This window comes from uncultured Bacteroides sp., assembly GCF_958445495.1.
In the GTDB taxonomy this organism is placed as follows: Bacteria; Bacteroidota; Bacteroidia; order Bacteroidales; family Bacteroidaceae; genus Bacteroides.
Window position 1 is genome coordinate 1 of sequence record NZ_CAUCSQ010000057.1, and the last position, 26,272, is coordinate 26,272.

Here is a 26,272-nt window from a genome sequence, read left to right on the forward strand (position 1 = left end):
ATTTTCGCTAATCACCAAATTTTCAAGTACTTACAATTCGTCGAACTCACGTTAATCAACAATAAACATAGTTATATGAGAAAAACAATTCTTAGTATTTTAAGCCTGGCCTTGCTATTGTTTTCCTGTAAGAAACAAGTTCAGGAATGGCAAAGGCCGGAACATGAGGTCCTTGTTCTCGAATCAACGGATACGGATATCGAAGAAAAATATTCCGCCGCCATCACCGGACAGCAGGACGTGGAAATCTACCCGCAAGTCTCCGGCACTATTTCACGAATATGCATTACGGAGGGAAAGCAGGTAAGCAAGGGCGAATTGCTGTTCGTCATCGACCAACGGCCTTACAAAGCCGCCCTTCAACGAGCAGTAGCCAATTCGGATGCGGCAAAGGCGCAGGTAGAAACAGCGATGCTGACGTATGAAAGCAAACAGGTGCTCTTTGAAGAAAAAGTTATCTCGGAATATGAGCTGACTACCGCACGCAACGAATTGCTTGCGGCCCGTGCCGGACAAGCCCAGGCCGAAGCGGAAGTGGAAAGTGCCCGTAACGACCTTTCCTATACGGAAATATGCAGCCCGTCAGACGGCGTGGTCGGTACGCTTCCTTTCCGTACCGGCGCTTTGGTCGGCCCGTCCATAACCCGGCCATTGACTACCGTATCGGACAACAGCCGGATGCATGTGTATTTCTCCATGACGGAAAATCAAATCCGTCCCTATATACATGAATTCGGTTCACTGGATTCCGCCCTCAGCAGAATGCCTGCCATCCGTCTGCAACTGAATGACGGTACATTATATGAAGCTGCCGGACGCATCGAGAGCATAAGCGGCATTATCAACCCCAAAACCGGAACGCTTTCCGTCCGGAGCAGGTTCCCCAATGAAAAGAAGGTATTGTTCAGCGGAAGTTACGGAAATGTCATCATCCCCCACAAGTTGAAAAACGTACTGGTCATTCCCCAGTCGGCAACTTATGAGTTGCAGGACAAGATATTTGTCTACAAAGTGGAAAACGGTAAAAGCGTATCTGTACCTGTTACGGTGGGAAAACTGAACGACGGGAATAACTATATTGTGCATTCCGGTCTGAAACGGGGAGACACGATAGTAAGCGAAGGTGTAAGTCTCTTGCAGGACGGAATGGAGATAACCGTAAAACAAATAACAGAATAAACAAAGGATATATGAACCTCAGATATTTTATAGAACGCCCCGTATTATCCATCATTATTTCGATGACTATCATATTAATGGGGGTAATATCCATATTCACATTGCCGGTGGAGCAATATCCGGATATCGCTCCGCCAACGATATCGGTATTCACCTCCTATCCGGGAGCCAATGCCGAGACTGTGCAGAAAAGTGTCATCGTCCCGTTGGAAGAAGCCATTAATGGCGTGGAGAACATGAACTATATCACTTCCACCGCATCCAATACCGGAGAAGTGATGGTTAATGTTTATTTTAAACAGGGAACGGATGCGGACATGGCTGCCGTCAATGTGCAGAACCGGGTTTCCACGGCACTCGCCCTGCTGCCTGCCGAAGTCACGAAAATCGGTGTACAGACAACCAAGCAGCAGAACGCGCAGTTAAAGAGCATCGCTTTATACAGCCCCGACGGTTCTTATGACATGCAGTTCCTGAATAACTACATGAAAATAAATGTCGAGCCTCGTATCAAGCGTATTGCCGGGGTAGGACAAATGCAACTGTTCGGTTCCAACTATAGTATGCGTATCTGGCTGAAACCGGACAAGATGCTGCAATACAAGCTGATACCTTCGGATATTTCTGCCGCGCTGGCGGCACAGAATATCGAGGCTGCCACAGGAGCTTTCGGGGAGAACCACGCCAACGCTTTCCAGTACACCATGAAGTATCGCGGGCGGTTCTCCACGCCGGAAGAATTCGGCGACATCGTCATCCGGTCATTGCCCGACGGGGATATTCTCCGCCTGAAAGACGTGGCGGACGTCCGGCTGGGAGATGAAGCGTACAACTATTCCACCAGTGTAAACGGCCGTCCCGCCGCCATTGCCATGATTTACCAGACAGCAGGCTCGAATGCGGCGGAAATCATCAAGGAGATAGACACGACAATGGCGGAAATCGGCAAGGACCTGCCCAAAGGCACGGAGTTCGTCACGCTGACGGATACGAACGATTTCCTCTACGCTTCCATACGTGAAGTGGTAAAGACGTTATTGGAGGCGATTTTGCTGGTTGTCCTGGTCGTATATGTATTCTTGCAGGATATCCGCTCGACGGTGATTCCCACCATCGCCATCTTTGTGTCCGTCATCGGCACATTCGCTTTCATGGCCGTTGCAGGATTCTCAATCAACCTGTTGACATTGTTCGCGCTGGTCCTTGCCATAGGCACGGTGGTGGATGATGCCATTGTGGTGGTGGAAGCCGTGCAGGCACGCTTCGATACCGGTTACCGTTCATCATACATGGCTTCCGACCATGCCATGAAAGGAATTGCCTCGGCTATTCTGACCTCGACGCTTATCTTTATGGCTGTGTTTATCCCGGTGTCCATGATGGGAGGGACATCCGGCGAGTTCTATAAGCAGTTCGGATTGACGATGGCTGTCGCTGTCGGTATTTCAGCTATCAATGCCTTTACATTGTCTCCTGCACTTTGCGCCCTGATGCTGCGGCCTTATCTGGACGAAAACGGCAAAGTGAAAGACAATTTCGCCGCGCGTTTCCGCAAGGCATTCAACGCCGCCTTCGGTGTCATGACACGCAAATACATGCAGGGAGTCATGTTCTTTATCAAGAGACGATGGCTGATGTGGGGAATGCTCGGACTTTCTTTGGTCTTGCTGTTTTTTCTTGTACGGCACACAAAAACGGGCTTGATACCGGATGAAGATACCGGCAGCCTGATGGTCAGCATGAATACCCAACCGGGAACATCCCTGTATCTCAACCACGAGGTTATGAAGGAAATCGACAAACGTTTACAGCAAATACCCGAAATAGAATACAGTGCCGCCGTATCCGGCTATTCGTTCACCGGAGCAGGACCTTCCATGGGACTTTATCTGCTTTCGCTTAAAAACTGGGACGAACGCAAGGATACGGGACAATCCGCAAGTGACGTAATGAACAGGATATATGCTTTTGCGCCGGAAGTTCCCGATGCGCAAATATTTGCCATGGCTCCGCCCATGATTGCCGGATATGGCATGGGAAACGGTTTTGAACTCTATCTGCAGGATAAAACGGGAACGGACATAGAAGCATTCAAAAAAGTAACGGACAATTTTGTGGCGGCCTTGAATGAACGGCCGGAAATAGAGACTGTATATTCGGCTTTCGACACCGGCTATCCGCAATATTGGGTGGATATTGATGCCGCCCAATGCGAACGCTCCGGCATTTCTCCGAACGAGATACTTGAAACCTTGTCGGGATACTACGGCGGCAATTACGTGTCCAATTTCAACCGCTTCTCAAAGCTGTACCGTGTGATGATACAGGCCGACCCGGATTACCGCGTAACGCCGGAATCGCTGAATCACCTGTATGTAAGAGCCGGGGAAGAAATGGCTCCGTTGAGCAACTTCGTGAAACTGACAAAAACATACGGGCCGCAGGATTTATCCCGCTTCAACCTCTATAACTCCATAGCCATCAGCGGCGCTCCGGCTAACGGATACAGTTCAGGAGAAGCCTTGCAAGCCATTCGGGAAACGGCAGACAAAGTGTTGCCCCAGAATTACGGTTACGAGTTCGGCGGCATCTCACGCGAGGAAAATAAAACCAGCAACAATGTACCCGTCATTTTCGGTATCTGTATGCTACTGGTATATATGATTCTATGCGCCTTATATGAAAGTTTCCTTGTCCCGTTCGCCATTATTCTGTCCGTGCCGGTCGGGTTGTCGGGAAGTTTCCTGTTTGCACAGCTATTCGGGCTGGAAAACAACGTGTACATGCAGACGGGACTTATCATGCTGATAGGCCTGCTTGCCAAGACAGCCATCCTGCTGACGGAATATGCGCTGGAACGCCGTAAGGCAGGCATGTCATTGGTACAGGCTGCATATAGCGCGGCAAAAGTCCGCCTCCGTCCGATACTGATGACCGCATTGACAATGATATTCGGATTGATACCGTTGATATTCGCAAGCGGCGTCGGTGCGAACGGAAGCCGTTCATTGGCATCCGGGGCTGTAGGAGGAATGCTCATAGGAACACTGGCGCTGCTCTTCCTCGTTCCGGCATTGTTTATCGTATTCCAGTATCTGCAAGAAAAATTCAAGCCCATACAGGCAGACAAGACTTCGGCGGACTGGAGCATCCAGGCTGAATTAGATGAAATAGAAAAGAAAAAAGTATGAAACGAACGATTATATTGATTTCCGTTTCCTGCCTGTTGGCAGGTTGCGGAATATACAAACCCTATTCCCGCCCCGTCGTGGACGTGGACAACCTGTACCGTGATACGACCGCCGTTGATTCGACTTCATCAGGTACACTTTCATGGAAAGAACTCTTCACGGATACCCGGTTGCAGGAACTCATCATACAAGGACTTGAACAGAATACCGATTTACGTATCGCACGGCTGAAGGTGGAAGAAGCGGAAGCGGTACTGATGAACGCCCGGATATCCTACCTTCCGACAGTTTCCGCAAATGCAAACGGGACGATTTCCCGGTTTGACGGGAAAGAATTGCCCAAAACCTATCATTCAGGATTCTCAGCCGCTTGGGAACTCGATATATTCGGAAAAGTCACCAATGCCGGGAAAGGCGCCAAGGCTGCTCTGGAAGGCAGCCGGGCATACGCACAGGCTGTACAGACAAAACTGGTAGCCACCATTGCGGGGAGCTATTATACGCTTGCCATGCTCGACAGGCAACTCCAAATCAGTCTTTCCACCCGAAAGAACTGGGAACATACAATCACGGCACTGGACGCATTGAAACGTGCGGGGCAGACCAATGATGTGGCTGTCTTACAGGCCAAAGCCAGTCTCATGGCACTGGAAAGCACGATTCTCTCCATACAGGAAAGTATCACGGAAACGGAAAACAGCCTTTCCACATTGCTTGCCATGCCTTGCAGGGAGATTCGGCGCAGTATGCCGGTAAAGGATGATTTTCCCAAAAATCTCACCATCGGAGTGCCGTTGCATTTATTGTCGAACCGTCCGGATGTACGGCAGGCGGAGTACAACCTCATGCAGTCGTTTTACGCCACAAATGCAGCCCGGGCCGCATTCTACCCCAATATTACCCTTTCGGGAAATGCCGGTTGGACGAACAGCGGCGGCGAGCTGCTTCTCAACCCCGGAAAATGGTTATTGAGCGCATTGGGGTCGCTGACACAACCGCTGTTCAGCAAAGGTACGAACATCGCCAATCTGAAAATAGCCAAAGCCCGGCAAGAGGAAGCCCTGCTGTCATTCCAACAAGCCATTCTCGATGCCGGTAAGGAAGTAAACAATGCGCTGGCACAGTGGCAAACGGCAAACAGCCAGATAGAAACAAATACAGAACAAGTGGAAACACTGGCGCAGGCTGTACATAAAACAGAACTGCTGATGAAACACTCGTCTGTCAACTATCTGGAAGTCCTGACCGCACAGCAATCCCTGCTGGATGCGGAACAGACATTGGTCGAAAAACAGTTTGACCGAATACAAGGCATCATCAACCTTTATCATGCACTGGGAGGAGGGGGACAATAAAACAGTATGGTTCACAACTACAAAAACAGGATGTCCGGTTGTTTAGAGAGACTCCGAATTCCATCAATGAGGATATCCGGACTTCATGGCACGGTTACAGGCGGAACTGCGGCCAAGATAAATGTCGGATAAAAAACAGAAAGTGAGATAAGCGGTGTCCATTAATAATCGATATATTAGAAAGAGGACATATGTACGGTAGATATGATAACCGGCATACGTCCTCTTTCCCTGCTTACATAAAACCTCGGTATCTAACTCCACCTATGTAGGCCTGCAAGGGGAATTAATGATTTTCCACAAAACCAATTATTGACAATCAACAAGTTAAATTCTTAAAGGCAGTTTCGGGATATGACATACCTCCTTTGTTTTTTAACCGTTTCCTTCATTGGACAGAGGGATTTTCCACCTGTTTTTCTTCTATTTTATAACCCAGTATGCTGCTAAATTTACGGGCAAATCCGGGAATTAACCGAATCAACACGCCTTTGAATCCCCAGCGGCCTTTCTCTATATCCATGTAGGAAAGACTGTCCGTCATTTTAAGTTGCGGAACCCACCGTTCCACAACACGTCCGTCATTGATGCCGCAACGGAAATGGGCGCTGGTATGTTTCACCGAATCATTCTTGATGCTCTTCTTCAGGAACATCGTGCCGCAGACATCAAAATGAATCTCTCCTCCCGGAAAACGGGAGGCCAGACGTCCCAACAAAGTCCTGACCTGTTTCTCATAGAAGTACATTACTACGCCTTCGATAACAAAGATGAACCGGGAGCCGGAATGACGTTCACGCAGCTCGTCCATCCAACCGGACTCCAGCAATGAAGCAGCCAAAGGAATATCATTCTTATCCGGCGGAGGCAGCAACCGCTCACGCAACGCCATTACTTCCGGTAAATCAAGTTCATAGAATACGGCGTTCTTTTTCTCTTTAATTCTTTGATAACGGGTATCCAGCCCGCAACCTATATTTACCACCACAGGCCGGTCTATCCTGCGGATAAAATCCTGCACTTTACGGTCAAAATGCCTGCCGCGAATCACGCATCCCAATGCGCTCATCGAAGCATTGTCAAATTTAGTAAAATCATAATCTATCTTGTCTACCAAATCGCAAGCCAATTCATCATAAAGAATCGCATCCTTGCGCCGGCTTTCTTTGGCACGCATGTAAAGAGTGATTAACAAAGTCTCTTCCACGGCGCCCAGCTTCATCTTTTCTTTCATATTTGCCATATTTCAGAAATAATATTCTTTCCAATTTTATTTTCCACCCAACAGTAAAAAAACTTTCTCCATCCCGCAAGCGATTCAATTCATATTTGTCACCTGCCTGTCCATCATCCGGGCAAATATCCCGTTTTTCTTCTTTAACTCTTCCGGCGTCCCCGACTCGGCAACACTTCCGTTTTCCAACACCACGATTTTATCGGCGTTGGCAACAGTACGCATGCGGTGGGCGATAATCAATACCGTTTTATTTCGTACCAATTCCGATATTCCCGCCTGTATCTTGGTTTCATTCTCCACATCGAGCGAAGCGGTAGCTTCGTCCAGCAATACAATCGGAGCATCTTTCAATAATGCACGGGCTATAGAAATACGTTGGCGCTCGCCGCCCGACAAGGTGTCTCCATTCTCACCGATAACGGTCTGGTATCCTTGCGGCATCTTATTGACAAATTCGTCGCATTGCGCCAAACGGGCAACTCTCCGAACTTCCTCGTCCGTAGCGTCCCGTTTGCCTATACGGATATTGTCCATTATAGAAGTATTAAAAAGAACCACATCCTGGAAAACCACGGAATAATTTTTCAACAGGGTTTCCGGCTCAATCCGGCTGATATCCTGCCCGCCAAGGGTAATCTGCCCCGATTGAATGTCCCAAAAACGTGCCGCCAACTTAGCCGCCGTGCTTTTACCGCTTCCCGAAGGTCCTACCAAGGCGGTTTTTTCACCTTGTTTAGCTGTAAACGACAAGCCGTTCAATATCTGTTTTCCCTGCTCATAGGAAAAAAACACTTGTTTGAATTCAATATCGTAACCTTTCGGAGTAAAATCGGTAACCCCATGCTGGACAGGCAACGCTTCCATCTCATTCATTCTGTCAATGCGCACGTCCAGATAAAATAAAGCGGCCAGATTATTCATCACCTCACTGACAGGAGCATATATGCGCGAACCGATAACCATGAATATAAGATAAGTGAACAAATCAATCGTTCCCGATACCAGAAGATTCGCGCCGACAATAATCACGCTCGCCAACCCCAGTTTCAATACGCTTTGAGAACCATTCACCAACATGCCTAACACCAGTTCGTTACGGGTCAGCACTTTCTCGTAGATATCGATGCTCTTATCCAGTTTTTCCAGATAATCATTTTCCTGATTATAGGATTTTATCTCCTGGATAGTGTCCAGCCCTTCCTGGATATGCTCGGTCACGAGCCGTTTGTTCAGATAATTGCTTTCATTGCTTTTCCGTATCTCTTTTTTGGAGAAATAAAGAATTGCAGCGGCAAGCGGGACTACCCAAAATAAGGCAACCGTCAACTGCCAGTTGTAAAATGCCATGCCGGCAGTAATCAGCAGAATACTGATAATGGACGCAAACAACTGCGGTACTGCATGTGAAAAGGTATGCTCGAGGTCGGTGCAGTCATCCATAATAGTAGCGGTAAGATCGGAAAGGTTCTTCTCGCCGAAAAAAGCCAAAGGCAGCTTACGCAATTTCTCTGCCAGCGAAATGCGCCGGTTCGCACTTTCGTCATAAACGGTGGTATAGGTACTGCGATATTGCAATACGGCAATAAGGTACATTACCAACATGAAAGCGACACCCAGTATGATATAATAGGCAATGCCGTGCGTTACCGAAGCCGAAGGATTAAATACCGGACGGAGATAATCCTCAAAAAACAAAAAGACAAACACCGCCGGCAACATCAATGCGATATCCAACAGTGTAGTGAAAAACACGCCTTTACAAAAGTCTTTCGCTCCTTTGGTTGAAAGGGCAAAACGTTTTTTTATTACTTCAATCATTGGAGACCTCCTCTCCTATTGTCCAGCGGACAGACCGCTGGTATTCATTCCACATATTATTATAAATACCCTGTTTTTTCAGTAACTCACCATGCGTACCCTGTTCCGCAATCCTGCCTTTATCAATTACCAGAATATTATCGGCATCGACAATGCTCGAAAGGCGATGGGCAATCATCAATACGGTTTTCCCTTTCGTCAGTTCTTTCAGGGCCTCTTGAATCAAGTGTTCGTTTTCCGGGTCGGCGAAAGCGGTAGCTTCGTCCAGGATGATGACAGGCGCATTTTTAAGGATAGCGCGCGCCAATACGATTCGCTGCTGTTCTCCGCCGGAAAGGTAGGTTCCCTCAGTACCGATTTTCGTATCCAGCCCAAGCGGAAGTCTACTGATTATTTCCCTGCATCGTGCCATATCCACAGCCCGTTCCACCTCCTCCATCGTGGCATCCGGATTGCCGTACTTAATATTTTCAAGCAAGGATGTTTTAAACAATTTCGTATTCTGAAATACAAAAGAGACATGTTTCATCAATTCTTCGGGAGCAAGTTCTTTCACGTTTACCCCGCCTATCGATACTTCTCCTTCGGTGGCTTCCCAAAAACGGGGTACAAGACGGGCGATTGTCGTCTTACCCCCGCCGGAAGCCCCGACAAGAGCCACTGTTTTCCCTTGCGGAATAACAAAACTGACGTTATCGACTGCCTTCTGCACAGCTCCCGGATAACAAAACGAAACCTTCTCAAACCGGATGCTAAAATCTTTCACAGGCTGCGGATTTTCCGTAACCGGCAAATATTCATAAGCAAGCAAATTTTCAAGCCGGCCAATCGCCTCACTCGCCTGTCCCAACGCCTGATCAAGATACATGCTCTTCATTATGCTCTGGGAAAACACCGGAGTAATCAGTACAAACAGAAAGAAATTGAGCAGGACCGAAGCATAATCTCCCGAATAGCCAATCAACAGAACGGCTAACGGCGCAAGAAAAAATACAAAACTATTGATGATGACAGTGTAGAGCGACATAGGCTTTTCCCACATCCGCGTATAACCGAATACCATCTTGTTATAGTTCATGATGCAACGATGGAAATTCTTGAAGGAATAAATCGTCTGCTGAAAAACCTTTACCACCGGGATACCTCTCACGTACTCCACAGCCTCCGTATTCATTTCTTCGAGAGAAGTCATGTAGTTTTTCATAAACTTTTGTCCTTCGGCATTCATCATGAATCCCATAACCAGCATAGCGATAACGACAGGAATTATACATGCCAGCCCCAATATCCAATCAAATACAAAAATAAGCACGGCCGCTATCAGAGGCACTAAAAAAGTAGCGGCAAGGTCGGGCAACTGATGTGCCAGAAAACTATGAGTGACACTGGCGTTATCATCTATGATTTTACGAATACGCCCACTGGTATTGACATCGAAAAATCCAAGAGGCATGTACGCAATCCGGCGCATTGCCTCCTTACGCAAATTCGATTCAACCCTGAAAGCCGCAAGATGCGACGACATTAAAGCCGCAAAATAGAGAATCACGCTCATGACGGCCATTGCCACCGCCCACCAGGCATAAGCCACAACATTGCCGGAAGAAGTAATCTCCCCATACTTAAACAGTTCTTTCACAATCAGCCAAATAAGAACATAAGGCAACATGCCCGCCAAAGCGCTCAAAGCAGATAATACCATCGCAACAGGCAAAAGCACTTTCCGCCGCCCCATGTAGTTTTGAAGTTTTTTCAGTGTACCCATAACATACGATAATTACATATTAAATTTAACAATCATTCAAACCGCCGGCAATCCCGTCAAAAAAGAACGATATTCCGATTTGTTCAAAAAAAGAGAGCTTATATTTCTATAAGCTCTCTTCCTGTACAATCCGGTGCATATATACACCTTAATATATTAATGATTTCAACCGAATTCTTCCTCATTTGCATAAGTTCCTTTATTTTTCCGCAAAGTTATGACTCCCGGACAAACCGGACAATACCTAAAAATAATGAATTCGAACATCGGACATGCTAAAAAAGGAATACGGACACAAAAAAGCGGATAAGGACACATTCGCCCCTACCCGCTTTATCAAACCCTAACCTTAATATAATATATACCTACAGAAAAACAGTAGATTTATTATTCATGTTTCAGCCATGTCGGAGGCAGAACCGTCCTTTTACCTTCCCCGTCGATTAATCCCATCTGCAAAGTCCCTCCGTTACAGTCGAAGTAACGAACCTCTATCGGATGCAATCCTGCTTTCAACGCTTTTTGGACGATAATCTCCACGGGCGAATGCGCCCCGTCATTGTCTCCCAGCAACTCACCGTCAAGCATCAGTGTACTGCCGTCGTCGGAAAGAAGGGTAAAGGTATAAATGCCGTCCGCCGGCACTTCCAGATAACCGGTCAATACAAGCCCGATATCCCCTTTCACTTCCTGAGGAATAGATACGGAATCTACCACATATTCCCCCCGTACGGGAGCTGCATCAATATCCGCACAAGAATCGCCCCGGAAATCATGCCATACGGCCTTTAATCCGGATTTCAATGCCAACGGAGCGGTTACCGCCCCGGCATAAGGGGCTTTCACATATCTGGTACGCACCACATCCGAAGGAGAACCGTCCGGACGGAAAGTACGGAAAGTAAAATCCGTTGTCTCCGATACTTTCAAACTGCCGTCATAAAGGGCCGACTCGCCGGTCGGCATACTTCCGTCCGTCGTATAGCGGATTTCAATACCGGGCAAAGGACAAGTCAAATCAATTACGGCGTTGTCGATAAATGCATTTACTTTATAAAATCCCTGCAAGTCAGGAACACGATAATTCACCTGCATTACATCCATCCGTTTAAACTGCGGAACCAACCGGCGATAGAACTCTTCAAGAGCGGGCCTTGCAGCCGGCTCCGTCCAGGCTATTTCACTCAACGCCCATAAACGGGGAACAATCATATATTCAAGACGTTTCATCGAAGGAATCCATTCAGCCCAGAGATTGGCTTGTATCCCCCAAATATATCCCTGCTGTTCCGGCGATAACCTGTCGTCCCCGCAAGGGTCATACATCAGTATTTTCTTTATGGAATTCTGATCTTGCGCATAATCAAAATAGAAGAATTCGTTCGGGCAAGCAATGACTTTCTTTCCCTGCGCAGTAGCAGCAGGTACGGCATCTTTCGTCCAACTCCTCCACCAAGTAATAGCCGCATCCGAAGACAACCCGTCGGCAACCACCTCATCCCAGCCAATCATCTTCTTACCATTGGCAAGGAAGAACCCCTCCATATTGCGTACAAACCATGCCTGGAGTTCTTCTACCGAACCCAGTTTCTCCGCACGGATACGCTTCTGGCATTGAAGGCATTTTTTCCAGTTCGTTTTCTCCACTTCATCCCCTCCCAAATGTGCATATTCATAAGGGAAAAGTTCAAAGACTTCTTTGAACACATTCTTGCAAAACTCTAAAGTGGAATCTTTACCCGGACATATCGGAGAAGAAAACGTTTGCCCCCATCCTATCAGCCCGTCACAGGCCAAATCCGGATATTGCCCGATAGCCGCCAGGAAATGTCCCGGCATATCGATTTCGGGAATCACGTCAATTCCCCTCTGTGCGGCATAAGCGACAATCTCTTTTATATCCTCCTGGGTATAATACCCACCATAAAGCGTATCTCCTTCTACAATCCTCAACTTATCTTCCGGAATCAAAAAATCCGTATTATCCTCTTCTTTCGCACGCGCCATACAGGTACGGTCATGGCTATTGAATTTTCTCCAGGCTCCCTTTTCCGTAAGCAGCGGATATTCTTTTATCTCGATACGCCATCCCTGGTCGTCACTCAAATGCCAATGAAATTTGTTCAGTTTATATAAAGACATCAAATCCAACACATGTTTCACCTCTTCCTTATTCCAGAAATGACGGGACGCATCCAACATAAATCCGCGCCATTCAAAACGCGGGCTGTCTTCTATCTGCACGGCAGGAACGGAATAGGCCTGTTTCAACCCCGGTATCTCGATTTCGGCCGGCAACAGTTGCCGAAGACTGGCAATAGCAGAAACAATTCCGGAGTAATCCGACGCACCAATCTCGATGGATTCAGCAGTCACCAACAACCTATAAGCCCCGGATTTCTTCCCGGTATCTTCCAATTTCAGATAAATATCCACCAGAGACGCATCATCAGTGACTTCGACCGAAGACGAGATTACATTTCGAAGAATTTCCTGCAGATACCCGGCGGCCGGAAATAAAGACTGCTCGGAAACTCCAATCTTCATCTCATCCTTAAAAATAAAATGCCCCGGCTGTTCCTCCAGGCTGACGGGAGCAGGCAAAATGGCAATCTCCTGTTTGACAACCGGCGTGCAAGAAGACAAAATACAAACTGATACAATCAGTAAAGAAGTTCTTAGTTTTTTAAACATAAAGGTTAACTGTTTATAGGATTAATGCCTTGTTTTAATTGACTATCTATATATAATACAACTAAAACCCGCAAACTACTAAAAAAGGAGAAAAGATTTTGCTAATTTATTGTATTTTTCCCCTGCGGGAACGAAAAAAAGACGCCGGAAAAGGATAAACGAATAGCAATAAATAGGTAATTATTGATTTTTGTCACCAATGTTACAACTATAATCCGCACCCGCATGTTATCTTTGCAAAAAAATAAATTATGGAACAATTACATGCTCATGAAGTCCTCCACATGATGGAAGGAAACAGTTATTCCGAATCATCATTGAAAGAAGCCATTATCGAAAAATTCGGAAAACACCAACGTTTCTATGCCTGTTCCGCCGAGAATATGGATATTGACGAACTTATCGAATTTCTTAAAAGAAAAGGCAAGTTTATGCCTACGGATGAAGGATTTACCGTAGATATAACCAAAGTCTGCAACCACTGATTCCGATTTGGATTGACAACAGTTTCCATTTCAGAAATTTCTGGGAACGGAAACTGTTATCCTCACTCCTGCCTGTCCGGAAACCAACCTCCGGCCTGCCTCAATACCTCATCTTCATGGCCGGTCATTCCGCCAATACGTCAATATACGGCCGACGCTATAATTTGTATGAATAAGATAAGGAACACCATCGCAATCGGATAAACCGTTGCATAGGCCACACTGGGGATATTGCTGTCCACCATCGAATCAGCGGCAGCCAATCCCGGGGTACTGGTCATGCCGCCAGTTATGGTTCCCAACAAATCCAACAAACTGATTTTAAATACAAGGCGTCCGACAATCACTGCAATGAGCATCGGTATCAATGTTATCGCCGCTCCTACACCGAACATCAGCAAACCGCTTTCCTGAAAAGTCGCCACTAGATTCTTACCGGCGGAAGTACCGACTTCAGCTAAAAAAAGAAGCAAGCCCAACTGACGCAACAATTGGTTGGCAGGACCTGACATGGACCAGATAACAGGCCCCGTCTTACCCACTGCACTTAAAATAAGCGCCACCATCAACACTCCCCCGGTCAACCCCGGAGAGAACGAGAGGCTGTCGGAAAAAGAGATGTTTATTTTACCGAACAATACCCCCAGTACAATCCCCATCGCAATCGGGAAGAAATCAGTATCCGAAAGTTTCTTCACGTTGTTCCCCAATAACCGGGCTACTCCTTTAAGCCCTTCTTTTTCACCGACAACCATCAGCTTATCACCGAATTTCAAAGCAAGTTCGGGAGACGGAGACAAATCAATGCCGCTCCGGCGGACACGGGTCACCGTACAACCAAAGTTTTTCTGCAAATTCAAATCGCCGAGCTGCTTGTTTATCATATCCTTCTTAGTCAACAATAGAGATTCAATCTCCTGTGTCCTGTCCAGAGGAAGCTCCCCCTCCTCCCGTTCGCCGACCAAGACTGCAAGTTGGTTCAATGATTCCTCACTACCTACCGCCTGTATATAATCCCCTTCATGCAATACGGTATGCGCAGTGGGAATGGATATGTTATTTTCATGTTTCAAGCGGGAGATGACCGCTCCTGTCATGCCGCGTGCATTAATCTGCATCAGACTACGGTTGAATACGCTCGGATTCGTAATACGGTAAATGCAAGTCGTCAGTTCGGGAAACTGTCCGCGACGCTCTATTTCCAGACGGCGGGCTTCCTTGTCCAAATCCACCCGCATCAGTTTCGGCAATAACTTGACGAACAGAATCACACCGATAACTCCAAACGGATAAGCAATCCCGTAAGCGATGGAAGCCAGAGGCGAATTCGTACTGTCAATCGCCACTGCAAGCCCCGGCGTACTAGTCAACGCTCCGGCAATCAGCCCCACAACACTGGGAGTATCAATATCAAACGCATACTTCAGCCCGACAGCGGTGAGGCAGGCAGAACAAATGATAAGCATAGTGATGAGAATCAAAGTTTTCCCTTTGCTGCGGAAGGAATCGAAAAATCCGGGTCCGGCCTGGATGCCGATGGTAAATATGAAAAGGACCAAGCCGAAATTCCCCAATTCTTTAGGAATGACAACACCAAAATGCCCGAAAAGAAGAGCGATGAAAATAACCGCCGACACATCAAGCGATAACCCCCTGATTTTAATTCTACCCAGCATAAATCCTAATGCAACAATCAGGAAAAGAGAAAAATAAGAGGAATGCAACAAGTCAGTAAACATAAAAATAAAGATTAGTTAGTTAAGGGCGCGAAGATACGAAAAAGTCTCCAGATGCACAGCATCACGGAGACTTTTATAAGTTCGACAACCCGAATTCCCCCTCACCGCCTAATAACTGGTTACCATATCTTCCGGCACACAGATATAAAAATCCGCACGGCCTTTATTTTCTTCATCCAATTTGTCAATGAATTCCTGACGCACGGAAGTGACCGTCACGATGCTCGTACCGGGGCGGTAACGAAGCAAATAAGGAATAATCCCTCCCTTCCAGTCAGAGTGGTAACTTCCATTAATATGCAAAAACTTCCCTCTGATATTATTTGCGATAAACCATCCCATCGTAGCATCCTTTACGGCCTGCGCCTGCGCCAATTTATAATTATCTCCGGATTTCCGCCCTCCCATCATATTCATCATACTGAAAGCCGCCTCACTCTCTTTCTCATCATAGTCGAAAGCAATGGGCAAAGGAGCGATATACCTTTTAGCCTCATCCGACAATGAGTCCAGCGCTTCCATCCCTCCGTTTTTTACCGCATTGGCATAACGGCGGGGGATATTAGTAGCTACAAACGGAATCTTATTCTCTTTGGCAAAAAAAACCACCGGATAATAATCCGTACTGTAGTTAGGCCACAAACGGGCTTCCTCCTCAAAACGCTCGTAAGTAATCTTACGTTGCAAATACTCGTCCAGAATCAACTGATTATCGCTTTCCATCATCTCCTCTCCCAACGTCAGCTTCTCCTTATGAATGCCGTAAAGGGAACGGGTTATTTCAAATTCCAGCCAGTGAGTAATCGGGCAATTATGCATCTCACCTAAAAAAACCACATCATACTTGGCAAGCTGCCGGACCAGTTGCTCATAGGTAATCCCCTTTCCTTCATTATCAAACAACGCATAAGCAGGCTTACCTGTTCCAATCTGCGCGGAAGCGGCAGTCAACAGGCAAAAGCACCAACAACACATGCACAATAAACGCTTAGTCATCTTTCGTATCATTTTTCAATTTATTATTACTTAAATACAACAGCACATAATTGTCCGGACGAATCCATTCCTCGAACGCCTTACGCAAATCAACCGGCGTTATTTGTTCCAGGCATTGCTCATACCGTTCAAAGTCGGCCAACGATTCACCATTTTTAAGCAAACCGACCAAAGCCGTACGCCATGCTGCGGGCGACATTTCATTCAACGTCTCCCGTTTGGCCAGAAGGAAAGAACGTTTAATCGTCTGCAGTTCCTGAACACTGACTTCTTTTTCTTTCAATTCCTGCAGAATCTCTTTCAGCAACCGGTCTATCTTCTCCATATTCCGGTTATCGGCAGAGGCGTTAATGTCAAAATAAAACGTATTCCACGGAATCCCCTCATAAAATAATGAAATATAAGGAGAATATACCAGCGATTCACGTTCACGCAGAACCGAAATCAACCGGTTACGGATAACATCCCGCATCAGTTTCAGCATCAGCGTATTTTTCTGGCAAGGTTGATAATGCCCGTAAAACAGATAATCGAATATGGTTTGAGTTTCATTATCATTAGGAAAACCCTCTATGCAAATCTTATCCGGCAATTCAAAAGAAGGATAAGAATAGGCCGCACCACTGCTCGAAGCCGGAATCCGTCCGAACACGGATACAAACCGGCGCATTAGCGAATCCGGATTAAAATTGCCGCAAACGACATATACGGTCCCTTCCGGACGCTCATACAACCGCTTATAGAAAGCCGCGATGGAATCAAGGTTCAACCGCCCGGCAAAAGAACGGACAGCCGGACGGGGAATAGCCGCTCCCATCAACTCATTCATACGGGCAGACAACTGACGGCCAGAATCCCTTTTCAGCATTTTCTCCAGCATAGTCTCTTTCCCTTCATTTTCCATCAATCCACGGCGCACCTCCTCAAAATCCTCATATTTCAGTTCAGGTCCAAAAATCTTCTCATACACCAGATTGAAAAATTCCGATATATCAGCCGTGGAAGACATCCCCATAAAACCATGCCAATGATTCTCCATCGTTACGTTAATCGACATGCCTTTCCGGAACAGATAATCGGACAAAGCCTCTCCGTCCACTTTCGCAATGCCTCCCATATCTATATATCCGCCCATGCCTTCCAACAAAGGATATTCCTCGTCAGACAAAGAAGAAGTCCCGAAGGGGGCAAAAGAAGTCAGATACAAAGTACTGTCAGAATCTTGCGTAGGCTTCATAATCAAACGGATGCCGTTCTTCAATTCGACTTCACTGACCCCTATCTTCTCATATCTATCAAAACGAACAATCCCGGCCGAATCAAAAGGCGGACGGACAGCCAGGCAGGCAGGGGTCTCCACCGGACTTTCTTCTTTCTCTTCCTCACGGACATAAGTATAAGGCGTACATTCCGCCTGTTCGCCCTTCGCCCACACCTCAGCTATTTCCTGTTTTGTCATCGGTTCTCCCAAATCCGGATGAGAACTGCAGGCGACAAGCATTACTTCCTTCTGATAAGAAAGCCACTCTTTCAACAACATTTGCAAGTCGCCGCTTTGCACATGCCGCAGGGCCTCCTTCAACCGTTTCCTTTCCTCCGAATCCGTCATATAGCAATCGCCCGACAACACATAATCCGTAAAATCATCGCAGAAAGAGGAAGAAGAACGTCCCTCCAGATTATCGCCTTCAGGCAACCGGTTGCAAAAAGACAGGCGTACATCCGCCAATTCTTCCTTATCCCAACCCTCACGAACCAGGCAGTTCAACTCAGCCACAGCCGCAGTGACGGCAGCAAACAGCTCATTTTTGTCTTTTCCCTCCACCGTCAGCGTCAAGTGGTTCTTGTCACTCAAATACCATGAATCAGACACATCCGCTTTGATACGGCGACCGTAAAAACGTCGCTCGATTGCCCGGACCAACAGGCGGCCCGTTTCTTTCTTCACGGCGTCACCCATTGTACGTTCCACCACACAAGGATGCGGAATCATCAACTCCACCTTCGTCCGGTTTCTTAACGAATCTCTCACCTCCGACAATTGAATGCCTTTCACATAATCCAAGGGATAAACGCGAAAATCTTCAGGCAGCTTCCCTTCCAGCGAAGAAAAACCGGCTTTTATCTTAGCCTCCACCTCTTCCGGAGAAATATCCCCTACGACTACCAATGTAGCTAATGACGGAACATACCATTTATCATAATACTTTTTGAGCATCCGGGACGTCACCTTCCGGATATCGTCAGCAGCACCCAACGGTATATGGCTTCCAAAAGCCCCACTGCCGATTTTCAACCGGTAAAAATCATCATCCAGATGATAACTCCTCAATTCTTCCAGAATGACGCCTTTCTCATTTTCCACTTTCTCCGGATAGAACGATATGCCGTCAAGCCAGTCGCGCATAATCAGCAACGCACTATCGACAACCGCCTCCCTGCCACGGTCAACAGGAACGGCAAACATATAAATGGTACGGTCATATCCCGTGAAAGCATTAATGTCAATGCCGTATTTCATTCCGTATGATTCGATGTAATCCACCAGTGTACGTTTCGGAAAATGTTTTGTACCTCCGAATGCCATGTGCTCCAGGAAATGGGCACACCCTTTTTCATTTTCCTCTTCCTGAACGGAACCGACACGCATAATCAGGCGGAATTCAACCCTGGATGCCGGAACAGAATTATTCAGAATCAGATAATGCAGCCCATTAGGCAAAAATCCTTCTAAAGTCCCCTTCGGAAGAGATATGGAAGCGGATTGCGAATACCCCGGCATATACACACACATAGCAGCTATGAACATAGCTGCTATGGATAAAGACTTTCTGATACAGTCTTCTTTCATCCTGTTACTTTTCATAAGTTACGTAGATACGTGTATATCCGCTGCCCATATTATGGCTGAATACGAACTGAAACGTCATCTTCTGCGCGCTGAAATCCAGTTTTCCTTCCGGTTCAATAAAATTCCCGTCTCCAAACTCATCCTCAGAGACACTTCCATACTGCAGATAATAAGAAGGATTGGCAGTACCGTCGGTCTCTTCCAAATCTATCGCAACCTGGTTTCCTTGCTCAATCAATTCTTTCTGATATTCCCACGGGCTGAAAACATAATCGAAAGGAATGATGTCATAACCTTTTTCTTCATCCGTTTTCACAAAATCGACACTTGCCGCCGAGCTGGAAACCTCTTTTAACGTCAACCCGTCCAATGACATGGTAAAGCTTCCCGGATTCTCTCTATTCCATTGCAGCAAGTCCATAATCTGCTTATAGGAAGGACCGGAATTTTCGTCAAACCAATATTCGTCGTTCTCTACGGTTTCCTGTCTCATCACCCATGCGAAATATTCCGTCAAGCCCATCGGATTGACAGTCATTTTCAATACCGGGACCTCCTCCGTAGCCTGTTCACTCAAAGTTATCACAGTCTTTCCGGAAAGCGTCCTTTCAAATTCGGCGGCGAAATCATCCGTACTTCCGCCGGCTGGGCTTTCCACTTTCGTCGTACACGGAACAACTCCAATCCATTCATTCAAATCAATCCCGTATTTGACCTTATATCCCTCAATCAATTCCTTCTGGCTCTCGCTAAGTTCAGGAACTTTCAAACCGGGAGTCACACGTACTTTCAACACATCGTTCAACTTGATGTCATCCACCGAAACAGAAGCAAGGCCAATGCTAAAATAGGTATCCTCCTCCAATATATTCTTCTGGTTGGAAACCACCTGGAAGGTTGCAGTGCGGCTGCCTGCCGGAATTGTGACCGGATTGTCCACCAGCTTCAAAATTTCATGCGAGTCATCCGTCACTTTGAAGTCAAGCGTAATATCCTGTCCGTATGAAGACGTCAAATCCACATTCACAACCAAAGGAGTAGCTTCCGATTCTTCTATTACGGGGTTTTCCGCAGACAGATAAACTTGATTCTCACCCGTGTACGTTTTATCCTCGTCATCTCCACAAGAAGCCAGGAAAGGCAATACCGCTCCCATGACCCCATACATTAAAAACTTTTTCATATTCTCTTCCATTTTATTATTTGTTATGTTAAAACTTATCCTTCTATTTTTTCCCATCCCTCGTTCTGGGTCATATTTTCATTATACAGGTATTCTTCCGAAGGAATAGGAAATGTCCAACGGTAATCATCCGCCTTTATCCGTTTATCCGTTAACGTACCTTCCGAATTCCAGTCAGAAAGGACATCCCTGCGAAAACGTTTCAAATCAAAATAACGCTCCCCCTCACCCGCAAACTCTTTCCACTTCTCCGACAGAATAGCTTTCAGCAATGCCTCTCCCGTAAGACTCTCCTCTAAAAGCTCCCCGCCGCGCCGGCCAAGATAATCATTCAGCACTTCCACCGCTTCCGGCTCATGCCCGTTTCCGTCGCGGCAATAAGCCTCCGCCAGGATAAAACAAGCGCCCGCTACGCGAAACTTATTAATATATTGCACCTCTTCCCCCGTCCAATTCGTCCGTTTCGCATACTTACCCAGAAATTTGGCATGGATAATTTCCCCGGCAGTCTCTCCCGGCATTTCAAAAGGATAAACAGTTTCACCGTAGCGAATATCCCCCTCCGAATAAAGGCCGGCCAAAGCCTCATTCACAACCATATAATCGCCTTTTACCGCATCATAGTTGATATCGCCATAATATTTCGAAGAAGTATAAATGGAAAAGACACGTTCCGCACAAGTCCCGTTTCCAAACAAACCGGCATATACGTCAGCCCCCAACACATCATATCCTCCTTTAAACTCTATCACCTTTTTCGCATACAGCTCTGCCGACGAGTAATTTTGGGCATACAATTCCAGCTCCGCAAGCAAATAATAACCGCCGTACTGCGACAACCAGTATTCCTCCGCGGAACTATCGTCAAACTGTACGGCATCGGTCAGCAGATTGCGGATGGCCGTCACACACTCGCTGATGCTGGAACGTTTCAGGAATTCCAACTCCAACTTATCTTTCAGGACAATCCCCTCCTTGTCCGCGCCGTCGCCATAAGTCGGTGCAAACAGGCGGAGCAGGTTAAAATAACAATACGCTTTCAGTATTTTAGCTTCGCTGATAACACTCTGCAATTCTTGCCGTTCTTTCTCCGAAGATACGGCGACATTATCCGTCCGTTCCAATAAAGCATTGACAACGCCTATCACAGCATAGTAAGATTGCCACAAATTGAGAGCCAGGTCCTTAATGGGCTGCGGCTGCCACGTATAAAGATTACTCAGGTTCGAATTGTAGGATATCAAATAAGTGGGTTCGAAATCATCGGCTAAAACCGACAAATCAAATTCAGAAACAGGCAATTGGTAATAAGCCGATGCCAGCAATTCGCGTGCCGTAGCCGGAGTAGTAATCGCATCCGGGTCCGAGAACTGGTTTTCATAAGGAATATCAAGAGAACAGGATGTGAATAAACAGCAAACCACCACCATCCTTCCCCAAAAATATTTCATTTTATCAATGGCTATCATATTCTTTAATCGATTTAGAACGTCAAACTAAGATTAATTGTCAACACAGGCTGCATGGTACCCGCCAAAGAACCCGTTTCCGGATCAGACTCTTCATAAGGAGTAATCATGAACAAATTGGAAGCCTGGAAAGCGACATTGGCATATTTAATAAAATTACAGTTCTTCTCAAGGAATTTATGCGGTACACGATAGCGTAACGACACCATGGAAAGTTTCAGATAATCACTCTTTCCTACCGTCTTCGTATTCGGATAATCCAATGCTTCAATCGCCGCAGAACTGTAAAAGGGAGAATGGTAAGTCTTTCCCTCATCCCCGCGCTGGAACCACATATTATCCACCTGTCCTTTAATGGCATTCTTATTAGCATCATCCTTCCAACGGACGTATGAATAATCATAAATCTTGATTCCGCCAAACACATAATAGAAATCCATGTCCAAATCAAAATCACGGTAAGAGAAACTCAAATTCAAAGTACCGCTATAAGGAGGCGTACCATGCCCTAACGCCACTATATTCTCACGCTTCATCGCATCCTGGACATCCACCTCACTGCCGTCAGGACCCTCGAATACCGGAAGTCCGGTGACAGGGTTTATTCCCAATGATTTCAGGCCGTAAATCATATCATAAGATTTTCCCACCTCATAATCGGGAACTTTATCATCCGATGCATACAAACGCTCGGTATAGTATAAATCAACCACTTTATTCCGGTTATACGCCAACGAGCCGCCGATGGAAAAACGCAAGTCCTGCCTGTCCAGGAGCCTCAGGGAAGCGCTCAATTCATAACCTTCATTACGCAACACGCCAATATTGCGTTTCATCGTGCCGAATCCGTTTGACAGGGGTACAGGCACGTCAAGCAACGCATCGCTGGTTTCACGGCGATAAATATTGGCATCCAAAGTAAAACGCTTGAAAAACTCCATTGATACGCTGAAATCGGTAGAAGCAGTCTGTTCCGCTTTCAAACCAGTGTTATAAAGCGCCAATAACTGGAGCAAACGAGAATCGCCGTAATAATTGGTGGAATAAGAGAATGTACCGATAGTAGAAGAGGCGGAAACACCGGCAAGATTCGCCATACGCCCGTAAGAAGCTTTCAGATTCAGACGGCTGAGCACCTTGTTGTCCTTTAAAAAAGGATACCGGCTGAGAGTCCATCCCAATCCCACTGCCCATGCGGCATTCCAACGCTTGTCCTTAGGCAATACGGAAGAAGCGTCCGCCTTGTAGGTTGCAAAGAAATCATAAGTAGAATCAAAACTGTATCCTGCAACCAGCCCCACTCCCAATTGGGCTGTTTTCTCCTTTGTTGAACCGACAGACGGTTTACGGTTTCCTGTAATGGACTGGTTGATGTTTGCAGGAGACATCCGCGTGCCTACGCCGTAACCGATGATGGAAACCTCGTCGTCATCGGTCATATAATAATCCATGTTACCGCCAACCGTAAAATCATGTTTCTCGTTGAATATCTTATTATAAGTAACACGCACATTGGAAGAAACATTAGTCGTCACTCTTTTCTGTTTAGTCAATTTGCCGCGTTCCTCTTCCGGCACTCCGGACTGCCGTTCCTCAATGGAGGTAGACGGAACCAGCGTCATTCCTTCATTAAGTACCATATCGATACCGGCCACGGCATCGATGTTAAACCCTTTGAAAGGTTCCAGATTCAAACTTCCGCTCACACCGCCACGTTTATCGGTGGATTTACTTTGATACTGGCTCAACAAATCTTTATAAGTATAGTCAGACGTTTCATTGGAAAAAGAGACCAGCGTTCCGTCTTTCGTTTCATAAGGGTTTAGCTGATATACCAAATCGGTGGGAGAATACGAACTGCCGTTCGGAGTATCCGTTTCCGAATATCCGGCATCGGCACTTAAAGAAAGATACCCCCATTTGCCCAACATCTGGTCAAGGCTCATACGGGCGGTAAAACGTTGCGTATCATTGCCGGGCACACGTCCGCCCTGTTGGGCATAGTTGACGGAAACATAATAAGAAGTCTTTTCCGTTCCTCCCCTTACACTCAAATTGTGCCGCTGGTAAATATTGCAATGAATCAGTTCATCAAACCAGTCCGTATTAATCGTCCGCAAAGAATCAAGGACTCCCCTGCCGTAAGCAATCATCTCGTCCAGATTCGGGGCGGTCGGATAATATTTTCGGTAATAGTCCTCGCTGTAACGGTAACCGGGAGTAGAAACATTCTGCAAACGACGTTCCAGTTCCAGTTTCTCGTCAGTACCCATCATCTCAATCCCCCGCCGTCCGCGAGTTGTAATCCCCATATTAAAACTGTAATTGGTCGTTGTCCGTCCATCCGGATTACCACGCAAGGAAGTAATTTCTATCACGCCATTTGCAGCCTTAATACCATACAAAGCGCAGGCGACAGCATCTTTCAGCACCTTTATCTCTTTTATATCCGCCGGATTAAGCGTCATAAAGGCATCCGATGAAATCACCTGTCCGTCCATCACATATAAAGGCTCGTTAGCCGCGTCCCCTTCGCGGAAAGAAGAGTTCCCCCGAATACGGATTTCCGGTTTCGACCCCAAATCACCCGTATTCGTAACAATCAAACCGGGGACGCTCCCTTGCAACGCCAACGACATGTCAATCATCGGCTTGCTGTTCAAACGCCCCATATCGACACTCTGTACCACACCCGATTTCGCGCGGATATCCAACTCGTTGATATTCTGCCGCGCCACCACAACCACCTCGTCCAACGACTTCGTATCTTGCTGCATAGCGGCATCCTGCACTTTTTGCCCCGTATATTTTTCACGCACATCTTTCATTCCGATAAAAGAGAAAACAATCATGTTTCCTTTCTTCCACCGCCCACGCAATAAATAACGCCCGTCAGCATCAGTAACCGTACCGAACTGAGTATTTTCAATGCGAACCGTAGCGCCGGGAAGCGGTTCGCCCTGATGATCGGTAACCATACCGGTCAACACAATATCACTTTGTCGGGTATAAGCAGTTTGAGCAGAGGCAACAGAAATAAAAAAGACAATAAAAATAATAAATGCTCTCATTTTAAATTTGTTATATACAATTATTCGGGCTGCAAAAGTATATAGTTTATGAAGGTAGAACAATCGCAACAAATAGCTATATTATTTCTTAGAGATACCTAACAACGGTTATTTTTAGTTTCAAAACGAGCTATTCCTATTCCGAATCCGATAATATACGTTAAAAAAGCCGGAACAAATTCATTCCTCCCGTCGTTCCAATATCCCCTCCCGACAACAAAAGCCCTTCATTCCCACCTGTAAACCACAAGAATGAAGGGCCCGTCCTGCAAAAGAAATTGAATACTCTTCCTGCTAGAAAAGATAGTTAAGGCCTAGACAATTTATCCATAAATCTCTCCCGGTCCACGATATAACGCACATGTATTCCTTCACCGATTTTACCTTGCGAATCAGAAGCGACAACCGAGAACGTTAATTTCCGCCCTTCGATTTCAAGCAATGTGGCCGTCACGACAACCGTATCCCCCAAAGCGGTAGGTTTAACATGCGTAGTCTGAACCATCGCCCCCACAGTCGTGCAGCCTTCCGGCAGACAAGCCCCGACAGCAGACAAAGCCGCATTCTCCATAAACGCAACCATAACGGGAGTAGCCAATACGGGAAGCTCCCCCGACCCCGCCGCCACTGCCAGATGTTCCGGCCCGACAACTGTCTCTTTTACAAATTGCAATCCTTTTTCCAACATATTCCTTTTATTTTATCCATTCTACATTTCATTCAACCGCCTCATACAAACATCCGGCACAATCAATTCAAAGAAAGATTTTGCAGCAAAGCCTCCTCGCCGACCCAATCAGCTTCACCGGGAGACTGCAGCAAGAGTAATTTTTTAAGCTCTTCCAGCTCAGCGGCACAAACACAAAAATAAACGTTATCGGCAGGAAGGTGAAGAAAAATCTTCCGATTACACGTTATACGGCGGTTACGCTGCTCGTAATAGGCTCCGTCTATAGAAACTACATAATTACGAAAACAGTCGAATGAAGCCTCGGACAAACGGAAGAACAAATTTCCAAATTCAAGTTGGTAGACTTTACAATGTTCGCAATAGGTGACTATCCCATTACGGGTTCTACTTATAATTTCCATTTTCTACGATGTTTTAGTGACGGAACAAAAGTAGTGCTATCCCCATTTCCGGCCAATACCTACTAATATGGATTCTCCCGGCGCTTTCTCCTTATTTAACGTGAGTTCGATGAATTCAGAACAATGCAAGCTGTGTGTCAATCGTTC

16 protein-coding genes are annotated in these 26,272 nt (G+C 46.4%); 4 read left to right on the forward strand and 12 right to left on the reverse strand.

What is annotated here, in order from left to right; translation table 11 throughout:
• Nucleotides 1–75 precede the first annotated feature (75 nt).
• The 3 genes from Q5076_RS15210 to Q5076_RS15220 are packed head-to-tail and all read left to right on the forward strand — an operon-like array spanning nucleotide 76 to nucleotide 5,725.
• Nucleotides 76–1,179, forward strand: coding sequence for an efflux RND transporter periplasmic adaptor subunit (locus tag Q5076_RS15210; protein ID WP_303014457.1), 1,104 nt, complete (start codon nucleotides 76–78; stop codon nucleotides 1,177–1,179).
• Nucleotides 1,180–1,190: 11 nt separating this feature from the next.
• Nucleotides 1,191–4,370, forward strand: coding sequence for an efflux RND transporter permease subunit (locus tag Q5076_RS15215; protein ID WP_303014458.1), 3,180 nt, complete (start codon nucleotides 1,191–1,193; stop codon nucleotides 4,368–4,370).
• Entirely contained in the window at nucleotides 4,367–5,725 is a 1,359-nt protein-coding gene (locus Q5076_RS15220; RefSeq protein WP_303014459.1) for an efflux transporter outer membrane subunit, read from the forward strand. The genes Q5076_RS15215 and Q5076_RS15220 overlap by 4 nt, the downstream gene beginning before the upstream one ends.
• 388 nt (nucleotides 5,726–6,113) lie before the next feature.
• Here Q5076_RS15220 and Q5076_RS15225 read toward each other — a convergent pair whose 3' ends face one another.
• The 4 genes from Q5076_RS15225 to Q5076_RS15240 all read right to left on the reverse strand — a co-directional run bounded on the left by Q5076_RS15225 (nucleotide 6,114) and on the right by Q5076_RS15240 (nucleotide 13,239).
• Entirely contained in the window at nucleotides 6,114–6,959 is an 846-nt protein-coding gene (locus Q5076_RS15225; protein WP_303014474.1) for a class I SAM-dependent methyltransferase, read from the reverse strand.
• Between the two features lie 84 nt (nucleotides 6,960–7,043).
• Nucleotides 7,044–8,780: an ABC transporter ATP-binding protein gene (locus tag Q5076_RS15230; RefSeq protein ID WP_303014460.1), complete on the reverse strand. Its 1,737-nt coding sequence runs from the start codon at nucleotides 8,778–8,780 to the stop codon at nucleotides 7,044–7,046.
• The gene (locus Q5076_RS15235; RefSeq protein WP_303014461.1) at nucleotides 8,773–10,545 is read right to left on the reverse strand and encodes an ABC transporter ATP-binding protein; all 1,773 of its coding nucleotides are present in this window, start codon (nucleotides 10,543–10,545) and stop codon (nucleotides 8,773–8,775) included. The genes Q5076_RS15230 and Q5076_RS15235 overlap by 8 nt, the downstream gene beginning before the upstream one ends.
• A gap of 387 nt (nucleotides 10,546–10,932) precedes the next feature.
• Nucleotides 10,933–13,239: a family 20 glycosylhydrolase gene (locus tag Q5076_RS15240; protein ID WP_303014463.1), complete on the reverse strand. Its 2,307-nt coding sequence runs from the start codon at nucleotides 13,237–13,239 to the stop codon at nucleotides 10,933–10,935.
• Nucleotides 13,240–13,490: 251 nt separating this feature from the next.
• On the opposite strand from Q5076_RS15240, the gene Q5076_RS15245 reads away from it, so the two are divergent.
• Complete coding sequence (locus Q5076_RS15245) at nucleotides 13,491–13,724, forward strand: YecH family metal-binding protein (RefSeq protein WP_303014464.1); 234 nt, start codon at nucleotides 13,491–13,493, stop codon at nucleotides 13,722–13,724.
• A gap of 140 nt (nucleotides 13,725–13,864) precedes the next feature.
• Here the strand turns inward: Q5076_RS15245 and Q5076_RS15250 are convergent, their stop codons facing one another.
• The 8 genes from Q5076_RS15250 to Q5076_RS15285 all read right to left on the reverse strand — a co-directional run bounded on the left by Q5076_RS15250 (nucleotide 13,865) and on the right by Q5076_RS15285 (nucleotide 26,125).
• Entirely contained in the window at nucleotides 13,865–15,463 is a 1,599-nt protein-coding gene (locus Q5076_RS15250) for an aspartate:alanine exchanger family transporter (protein WP_303014465.1), read from the reverse strand.
• A gap of 108 nt (nucleotides 15,464–15,571) precedes the next feature.
• Nucleotides 15,572–16,471 (reverse strand): ChaN family lipoprotein, encoded by a 900-nt coding sequence (locus Q5076_RS15255; protein WP_303014466.1) that lies wholly within the window; start codon nucleotides 16,469–16,471, stop codon nucleotides 15,572–15,574.
• Entirely contained in the window at nucleotides 16,452–19,310 is a 2,859-nt protein-coding gene (locus Q5076_RS15260) for a pitrilysin family protein (RefSeq protein ID WP_303014468.1), read from the reverse strand. Before Q5076_RS15260 ends, Q5076_RS15255 begins: the two co-directional genes overlap by 20 nt.
• 4 nt (nucleotides 19,311–19,314) lie before the next feature.
• On the reverse strand, nucleotides 19,315–20,493 hold the full coding sequence (locus tag Q5076_RS15265; protein ID WP_303014469.1) for a DUF4929 family protein: 1,179 nt from the start codon (nucleotides 20,491–20,493) through the stop codon (nucleotides 19,315–19,317).
• Between the two features lie 35 nt (nucleotides 20,494–20,528).
• On the reverse strand, nucleotides 20,529–21,962 hold the full coding sequence (locus Q5076_RS15270) for a RagB/SusD family nutrient uptake outer membrane protein (protein WP_303014470.1): 1,434 nt from the start codon (nucleotides 21,960–21,962) through the stop codon (nucleotides 20,529–20,531).
• 14 nt (nucleotides 21,963–21,976) lie between these two features.
• Nucleotides 21,977–25,033 (reverse strand): SusC/RagA family TonB-linked outer membrane protein, encoded by a 3,057-nt coding sequence (locus Q5076_RS15275; RefSeq protein ID WP_303014471.1) that lies wholly within the window; start codon nucleotides 25,031–25,033, stop codon nucleotides 21,977–21,979.
• A 307-nt stretch (nucleotides 25,034–25,340) separates the two neighbouring features.
• A complete protein-coding gene (locus tag Q5076_RS15280; protein ID WP_303014472.1) occupies nucleotides 25,341–25,721 on the reverse strand; it encodes a thioesterase family protein in 381 nt (126 codons plus the stop codon).
• A gap of 62 nt (nucleotides 25,722–25,783) precedes the next feature.
• The gene (locus Q5076_RS15285) at nucleotides 25,784–26,125 is read right to left on the reverse strand and encodes a DUF6686 family protein (RefSeq protein WP_303014473.1); all 342 of its coding nucleotides are present in this window, start codon (nucleotides 26,123–26,125) and stop codon (nucleotides 25,784–25,786) included.
• Between the last annotated feature and the right edge of the window lie 147 nt (nucleotides 26,126–26,272).

Excerpts from the sequence above, each read along its gene's own strand:
- Q5076_RS15230 (WP_303014460.1), bottom strand. The coding sequence starts at position 8,780 with ATGATTGAAGTAATAAAAAAACGTTTTGCCCTTTCAACCAAAGGAGCG.
- Q5076_RS15215 (WP_303014458.1), top strand. The coding sequence starts at position 1,191 with ATGAACCTCAGATATTTTATAGAACGCCCCGTATTATCCATCATTATT.
- Q5076_RS15270 (WP_303014470.1), bottom strand. The coding sequence starts at position 21,962 with ATGATAGCCATTGATAAAATGAAATATTTTTGGGGAAGGATGGTGGTG.
- Q5076_RS15265 (WP_303014469.1), bottom strand. The coding sequence starts at position 20,493 with ATGAAAAAGTTTTTAATGTATGGGGTCATGGGAGCGGTATTGCCTTTC.
- Q5076_RS15220 (WP_303014459.1), top strand. The coding sequence starts at position 4,367 with ATGAAACGAACGATTATATTGATTTCCGTTTCCTGCCTGTTGGCAGGT.
- Q5076_RS15210 (WP_303014457.1), top strand. The coding sequence starts at position 76 with ATGAGAAAAACAATTCTTAGTATTTTAAGCCTGGCCTTGCTATTGTTT.
- Q5076_RS15225 (WP_303014474.1), bottom strand. The coding sequence starts at position 6,959 with ATGAAAGAAAAGATGAAGCTGGGCGCCGTGGAAGAGACTTTGTTAATC.
- Q5076_RS15240 (WP_303014463.1), bottom strand. The coding sequence starts at position 13,239 with ATGTTTAAAAAACTAAGAACTTCTTTACTGATTGTATCAGTTTGTATT.
- Q5076_RS15260 (WP_303014468.1), bottom strand. The coding sequence starts at position 19,310 with ATGAAAGAAGACTGTATCAGAAAGTCTTTATCCATAGCAGCTATGTTC.
- Q5076_RS15285 (WP_303014473.1), bottom strand. The coding sequence starts at position 26,125 with ATGGAAATTATAAGTAGAACCCGTAATGGGATAGTCACCTATTGCGAA.
- Q5076_RS15255 (WP_303014466.1), bottom strand. The coding sequence starts at position 16,471 with ATGATACGAAAGATGACTAAGCGTTTATTGTGCATGTGTTGTTGGTGC.
- Q5076_RS15275 (WP_303014471.1), bottom strand. The coding sequence starts at position 25,033 with ATGAGAGCATTTATTATTTTTATTGTCTTTTTTATTTCTGTTGCCTCT.
- Q5076_RS15250 (WP_303014465.1), bottom strand. The coding sequence starts at position 15,463 with ATGTTTACTGACTTGTTGCATTCCTCTTATTTTTCTCTTTTCCTGATT.
- Q5076_RS15280 (WP_303014472.1), bottom strand. The coding sequence starts at position 25,721 with ATGTTGGAAAAAGGATTGCAATTTGTAAAAGAGACAGTTGTCGGGCCG.
- Q5076_RS15245 (WP_303014464.1), top strand. The coding sequence starts at position 13,491 with ATGGAACAATTACATGCTCATGAAGTCCTCCACATGATGGAAGGAAAC.
- Q5076_RS15235 (WP_303014461.1), bottom strand. The coding sequence starts at position 10,545 with ATGGGTACACTGAAAAAACTTCAAAACTACATGGGGCGGCGGAAAGTG.